The sequence below is a fragment of the Stieleria sp. genome, assembly GCF_041595215.1.
In the GTDB taxonomy this organism is placed as follows: domain Bacteria; phylum Planctomycetota; class Planctomycetia; order Pirellulales; family Pirellulaceae; genus Stieleria; species Stieleria magnilauensis.
Window position 1 is genome coordinate 1 of record NZ_JBFHKV010000381.1, and the last position, 7,079, is coordinate 7,079.

The following is a 7,079-nucleotide window of genomic DNA, read 5'->3' on the forward strand; positions in this document are numbered from 1 at the left end:
GAACTTCGATGGTGCCTGCGTTGACAAAGTTCGTTCCGACGGGAAAGCTCGCGTCGTTGTAGATCAATCTCCCGTTCAGGATGCCGTCCCCGAGTTCCGCACCCGCGGCGAGACTGATTGCACCGTCGCCAGACATTTGACCGCTGAGCGGATTGAACCGGCCACCCGACAAGAAAATGCTGGAAGTTGCCGGAATCCCGATGTCTGCCGTGTTGCTCAGGGTCACATCGACCAGCGACAGGTTCTGGCCTGCATTCAGCGAAACCAAACCATTGTTATCCAAACGAGTGCCGACTCCGATGCCCCGGTGCGCCAGGCTGCTCTCGATGGTGATCGTCCCGTCGTTGACCAGATTGCCCTCGATCGAGCGGCCACCGATGCTTCCGACACCGTCGCCGACCAACGATTGGATCACACCGGTCGCTTGGTTCGTCAGAGTGCCCCCACTGACCAGCAGCACCGCGTTGCCGGCATCATCGCTTGTGCTCGGTCCTTCACTCAGTTCGATCGTCCCGGCGTTAGTCAGGCCGCTTTGAAAATCAACCATCAGCGTCGCGCGCTGATTGCCGTAAGAAGGTGCGTTCATTCCAGGAAGCAGACGCAGCACACCGCCGACCGCATTGGTGAAGCCGCCCGCAATCGTGCGTGTCGCCGAGGATGAAACGATGTTGCCAACCTGGTAGGGAAAGATCAGCTCGCCGGCGTTAACCAGGGTCGCATTGGCGGGAACGGTCGCGTCATGGAGATAGGCTCGTCCCCGAAATGTTCCGTCTCCCAATTCCGCGCCCGATCGCAGTTCAAAAACACCCTCGCCAAGTACTTGTCCCGTAGAAGGATTGAATCGTGAACCCGTTGACATCGTCAACGTGCGTCCCGCATCGACCGTGATGTCACCCGCACTGGTGACCGTCCCGTTGTTGAGGGTGAGATTCTGACCAATGACCTGAATCACGCCGTCGTTGTTGATTGCACCGGCGATGGTTCGCGAGCCGACCGTGCCGACGCCACCACCGACGAGTGACTCAATCACGCCGGTCGACTGATTGTTCAAGGCCCCACCGCTCACTCGCAACGTCGTGTTGCCGACATCATCGCTGGAACTTGCTCCCTCGCTCAGTTCAATGGTCCCCGCATTGGTCAGGCCGTTCTGAAAGTCAACCGTCAGATTCGCACGCTGGTTGCTGTACGAAGGAGCGTTCATCCCGGGCAGCAATCGCAGTACGCCGCCGGCGGAATTGGTGAACGCTCCGGTCAGTGCGACCGATGACGAGTTAGCCGGCTGATTACCCAGCTGGAAGATCGTTTCAATAACTCCCTCGTTGACGACCTCGCCCCCGATTGTGCTTGCTCCGGTGACGACAACTGCCGCCCCCGATTCAATCTGAAAGGTTCCCGTGGTGACATCAAGGGTGCTTGAACTCAGCCGCAGCGTCTGCGTCCCGGTGGGGTTGCCGACGGTCAGTGACTGAAGGGAAACGTCGTTGGAGAGCACGACGGAATAGTCCCCTGGCAGGCTGATCGCGACGTCGTCAACCGCCGTGGGCAGCTGATCGGAACTCCAGTTCAACGGATCCGACCAGCTGCTTCCGTCTCCCCCGCCGTCCCAGTCGACCTGGGCCAGTAGCCGCCGATCTTCCAGAAGTTCAAGATGCAGCTGCTTGCGATGGCGGCGTTGCAGTCGTTGACGTCGAGTCTTTCGTTTACGTCGCGGTGCGTGGAGCATTTTGGGTCTACCGTTCGCTCGCCTGGCCGTCTGGCAGCCCGCCAACCAGAGTTGCACCGTTTTCGCGGCGAAATCTGTTGGTCGGCTGGCTAACGGACGAAAGGAAAGCAGTTTGGGGCAATCGCGTGATGGGTGTACTTGCGTACGTGACACAAGTTAATGCGATTTTCCGCTCCGCTTCGTCCGGGAAGGATCGGTCTAAATCAAGAGAATCCCGGGAAACACTATGGGTTGCGAAATGGCGAAAACACGCCGGTCGTAGGAAGAAGGCACGTCGAGCGGAGAAGGGGTCAGGTACGAATGGCACGGGCTTAGGTGTTGGTATGCAGGCTTTCGCCGCCCACTGTCGCTGCGTCGCTGCGACCGGGAATCGCTTAAAGGCTCGACAGCGACGGTTGCTGAATCCCTTGTGTCTTATGCCTGCCCTCTTTTCCGCGGCACTTCAGCGACTGGACAACTCCGTCCCCAGAATGACCGGCGACAAATGCTCGTCGCGTTGGTAGCGGATCAGGAGACGGTTCGAGCCGGGAAAGACGGCGAACCCCTGCGGCAAGCCGATCCCTTGCGGTGGTTCGAACAGAGTGCCGAGAGCCTGTCCGGTGGGCACATGCCACGACTCAATTCGGCCATTGTTGTGACCACTCAGCAAGACGCGTCCACCCGGCAGAAACGCCAGTGTCCGAACCGTCGAAACCTGGTCGATCGCAAACGCGAGTTTTCCCGTTTTGATGTCGATCACCTCGAGTTTGTCGCGGGTGCAGATTGCCAGTTGTTCTCCGTCTGCACGAACCGCCGAAGCCATCAGCCGCGTACTCGGCTCGTTGCGGACCACGCGACGGACACCAGTTGCGCAGTTGAATTCCTGGATCAATTGTGACGACTCGTCGTACAGCAATGACGGTCCGTCATCCGAGTCCACGAAACAAAAAACGGCCGCCAAATCGAGCGGCAAGTCGAGCACCTGGTTGGCAGATTGCCAACCCGTTTCACTATACCAAGCCATGACTCCAGGTTCGTCTCCCGCGTTGACCGCGACGGCATCGCCCGAGGGGCTAATTTCAACGCGATGGACCTTTGCCAAACTTTCGCCTAGGGTGCGTACGATCCTTCCTTTCGACAGGTCATAAACGCTCACGTAACCGGGTCCGGCGCACGCGATCCAACCTTGCCGAGAAATCTGTTGTGAAAAACACGTGATCGGATGAGTGACCCTTTCGCCGATCGTCTGTTCGATTCTGCTACCGATCCCCACGACCAACTCTCGATCGTAGTCGGGGTGGGCATGCCGTTTCCGGAAGAAATAGGCGAGGGCATCCGGCGCGACAGGGTAGACGGCACCCAACGGCGCGGGCGGGCTCAAGACCTGGGTTGGCCGGACGCGACTGAGGTTCCACTGTCGCAGCCGGCCGCCTGGCCCGGCTGTGATCAGTGCATCTCCGTTGGGTGATGCAAGCACCCGGATCCTCTGGTTCTCTTGGAAAAGACGATGGTCATCGGCAATATTGAATGCCGCCGTCAGCTCGCCTGACACTTGGCCGCCTGATCGCTGGCTCAGTCGGAGCGTCTGTAGCAAGCCGTCGGGGAACAAAAGCGCGAGACGGCGACCGTTGTGCCATGTCGCATGTGATTGCGGGTAACTCGCATTCAAGGTCACTCTGCCGATTTCTTGAAACGAATCGGCATCCAGGATCAACATTTGTTGCCAAAAGCGATCGCAACAGAGCAGCCAGTTTTTCTCTGGACCCGCCAGCATCAATTCACGCGGATTCTCCATCGGCTCGAGCGTGATGCTGCGTGTTTTCTTTCCTGCAGGAACCGAATACGCGACAATACCTTGACGGGTCGGGACGAGCAATTCACGACTACCGGGGCGAAACAGCAGTGATTCGTGGCGATGGTCGTTCTCGATACGAAACAACGATTCACCCTCAGCGTTCCCGACCCAGACGCCCTCGTAACGTGTTCCCACGGCGAGGTGCGATCCATCGTCAGACCAGACGATCGTCTCGACGCCGTGATCGCCGACGACGATTCGGCGAAGTTCTTTGACCGACGGGGATAGACTCCAAAGCGAAATCTGACTCTGCACGCCTACCGCCAGCATTGTCCCGTCAGGCGAAACGGCAATCGCTTCGGCCGGCGCTCCTATCGAGCCGACCGCGACGGTTGCGTCGGATTCCAATCGCCCGCCTTCGGAGCGGTAGATGTTGCCATCGGCGTCCAGGATCCACGCGTGATTCCCGGACCGATCCAACGCCAGATCGCTGATTTCCGCATCGAGGACGAGCTGTCGGTCGAAGGGAGGGTGGGACAGATCGAGCAACAGGTTGCGGAAAAAGTCATCGCCGCGATGTGGGTTCGCCTTCACCGGCACGGCTGTGGTGGGGCCGAGCTTGTCTGCGATCAAGGGAAATTCACCCTGCCGAAATGCACTGACCGCCGATCGCAGCTGGCTCGCGTCGAGCAAGTCGCTGACCTGGCGTTCGCGTGATTGGCTTGCCTGCCAAGCCCGATTGACCTGTTGCACCTGCCACAGCGACAACGTGGTGATGAAGACAAGTGCCGCAACCGCGGCTGTGCCTGCCGTGACGGCGAGTCGGTTCCGGCCGAGCCATTTTCGGAAACGATACCCGGCCGACGGCGGGCATGCCTCGACCGCCTCGTCGTTGAGATATCGCTGAACGTCATCGGCGAGCGCTTTGGCCGAGTCGTAACGGCGCTCGCGATTTTTCTCCAGCGACTTCAGCACGACCCAGTCTAATTCGAGGTGAAGGTCACTCCGGATCGTCGCGATGTCGACGGGAGCTCGGTGACCAGCGGTCGAAAGATTCGCCGCCTTGAGCGTGCTGATGCGGGAACTGGGCCGCTCAGGTTCCTTTTCTTGCACCAGTCGCCGAAAGCCATCAATTCCGACGCGGGAGAGCGTATCGCGATCAAACGGAGTCGTTCCGGTCAACAATTCGTAAAGGATCACACCAAGCGAGTAGACGTCCGATCGTGTGTCGACGTCCAAACTGCTCATCTGGGCCTGTTCCGGCGACATGTAGAGTGGCGTGCCGATCAACTCGCTGAACTGCGTGAATAATGTCTTATCGGTGAGGTCCTGATCGAGTGCTTTGGCGACACCAAAGTCGATCACTTTGACGACCGGTTTGTCGTCATGCATCGTCACCAGAATGTTGTTTGGCTTCAGGTCGCGATGAATGATCGCCTTTTGATGAGCGTGCTGGACGGCGCGGCAGACGTCAATAAAAAGCTCGAGGCGTTCTCGCAAACCCAACTCATTTTCTTGGCAAAAACGTGTGAGCGGCACCCCTCGCACCAGCTCCATCACGAAATAGGGCCACCCGGATTCCGTCGTGCCTCCGTCGAAAACGCGAGCGATGTTCGGATGGTCCATCATCGCCAGGGCTTGGCGTTCGGCCTCGAATCGCGCCAACACCTCGCGAGAATCCATTCCGGGGTTGATCACCTTGACGGCCACTCGACGACGGACCGGTTCAGTCTGCCGCGCCATGTAGACGGTGCCCATGCCGCCGTGTCCGATTTCCTCGAGCAATTCGTAACGACCGAGAACCGAATGCTTTTTTGGGTTTAAACCGTGAAGTCCTCGTCCCGACGTCGACGTTTCGGCAACTTCCAGCATCGCGGTGGGAGGGCCGTCCTGATGGCCATCGCCTTCGCTGAAACCGCTCTCGGCTCCGATGATGTCCCCGTCGGCGAGCGCTTTGAGAAGCAGATTAGCGTGCCGCAGTTCACGGGCCGCAATCAATCGCAAAATCCTTGACTTCTGATCCGACCGGCCTTCACACGCCCTTGTCAGATAGGCGTCCCGCTCGCCCGGATCATCAATCCGTGAAGCGGCGAGGTAGATTTCGCATTCGCGGTTTGTTCCGGTTTTCTGTTCCATGATGACCCCGACGGCGTGCAACCGGACCTCGACAACGATTGATTCACGAATTGAACTGGCTCACCCATTAAATGCGAGATGACGGGTCCGAACGTCCGGGATTCTTCTCCGCGGGCGGAAAAATAGATCAAAACCCCGTCGCCAATTCCACGGTGAACCACGACACCGCGTAGTCCCAACGCTCGTAAGCCACGGTTCGAGAGATCTTCATGACCTTCGCCGCTTCGGCGACGGTCAGGCCGGCATACAACCGTAGGCGGACCAATTCGGCGGCCTGTTCATCGACCCGCTCAAGCTTGACCAGTGCGTCATCGAGTTCGAGCAGCTGTTCCGGAGTGATTTCCGCCCGAGATTCGGCGAGGTCGCCGACTTCCACGCGATCCCGATCGCCGCCACGTTTCAGGCTGGCTTTGGAGCGCGCGTGCTCGATCAAGATGCGACGCATCGCTTTTGCGGCGGCGGCAAAGAAATGGGCGCGCGAATCCCAACCCTGCCCGCTGTCCGAACCGACTAACCGAAGGTAGGCATCGTGAACCAGTGCGGTCGCCTGGAGCGTGTGATCGGATCGCTCCGTTGCCATGTGTCGAGAGGCGAGCAATCGAAGCTCCTTGTACACCAGCGGCAACAAGTCGGCGGAGGCATGGCAATTGCCCCTTTCGACTTTGCGGAGTAGACGAGTCACTTCGGAAGTCACTTTGATCATGTTGCGTCGTCGCGAGATGGCAAAACAAGTCTCACCCAGCCTAACTGATGAACGCCTGTGATTCAAAAGCTTCTTTTTTCTCAGCCGTTTCTCAACGCGATCGGGCAGTCTCGTCGTCGAGAGGCAAACCGCCCGAAAAAATCCCAAAAATCGAATCTTTACCTCCGACTCCGCGACGGGGTGGGTCGTTTGACGGTGCAATCAGCGAGATCAAGCCGCAACCGCGGGCGTGGCCTGGATGGGAGCGGAAAGGTCGTTTTTCGAATGGAAACAACGGTCCGTGTGATACAATAACGCACTGTTTTGAGGGGGGGCATCACTAGCCATTGACTATTTCTAGCGGAGTCGTGGGGCCGCCACAGCACGCCTGTATACACCTTGAGCATGTCCGACGTCACGAAAATTCTCGGTCGAATCGATGCCGGTGACAGCCTTGCGCTCCAGGAGTTAATGCCACTGGTCTACGACGAATTGCGGCAGTTAGCCGCGCAGCGGATGCGTCGAGAACGGTTCGATCACACGCTGCAGGCGACGGCGTTGGTCCACGACGCCTACATGAGGCTGGTCGATTCTGAAAACGAAAGCAACTGGCGGTCACGGGCGCATTTTTTTGCCGCCGCGTCTCAGGCGATGCGTCGCATTTTGATCGAACACGCACGCCGAAAATCGAGCCAAAAGCGTGGCGGTGACTGGAACCGTATCGCGCTGAAGGATTGCGAAGACCAACAGCTGGGTAACCTCAC

At 58.7% G+C, this 7,079-nt stretch carries 4 protein-coding genes; 1 reads left to right on the forward strand and 3 read right to left on the reverse strand.

Annotated elements, in window-relative coordinates; genetic code table 11:
• The 3 genes from ABX749_RS15710 to ABX749_RS15720 form a co-directional block, all read right to left on the reverse strand.
• On the reverse strand, positions 1-1,723 hold a 1,723-nt coding region (locus ABX749_RS15710; protein WP_372896812.1), incomplete at its 3' end, for a hypothetical protein.
• A 442-nt stretch (positions 1,724-2,165) separates the two neighbouring features.
• Positions 2,166-5,495 (reverse strand): protein kinase, encoded by a 3,330-nt coding sequence (locus ABX749_RS15715; protein ID WP_372896813.1) that lies wholly within the window; start codon positions 5,493-5,495, stop codon positions 2,166-2,168.
• Between the two features lie 265 nt (positions 5,496-5,760).
• Positions 5,761-6,336 carry an ECF-type sigma factor gene (locus ABX749_RS15720; protein WP_372896814.1) on the reverse strand — a complete coding sequence of 192 codons (576 nt, stop codon included), beginning with the start codon at positions 6,334-6,336 and terminating at the stop codon, positions 5,761-5,763.
• 384 nt (positions 6,337-6,720) lie between these two features.
• Between ABX749_RS15720 and ABX749_RS15725 the strand changes: the two genes are divergently transcribed.
• On the forward strand, positions 6,721-7,079 hold a 359-nt coding region (locus ABX749_RS15725; RefSeq protein ID WP_372896815.1), incomplete at its 3' end, for an ECF-type sigma factor.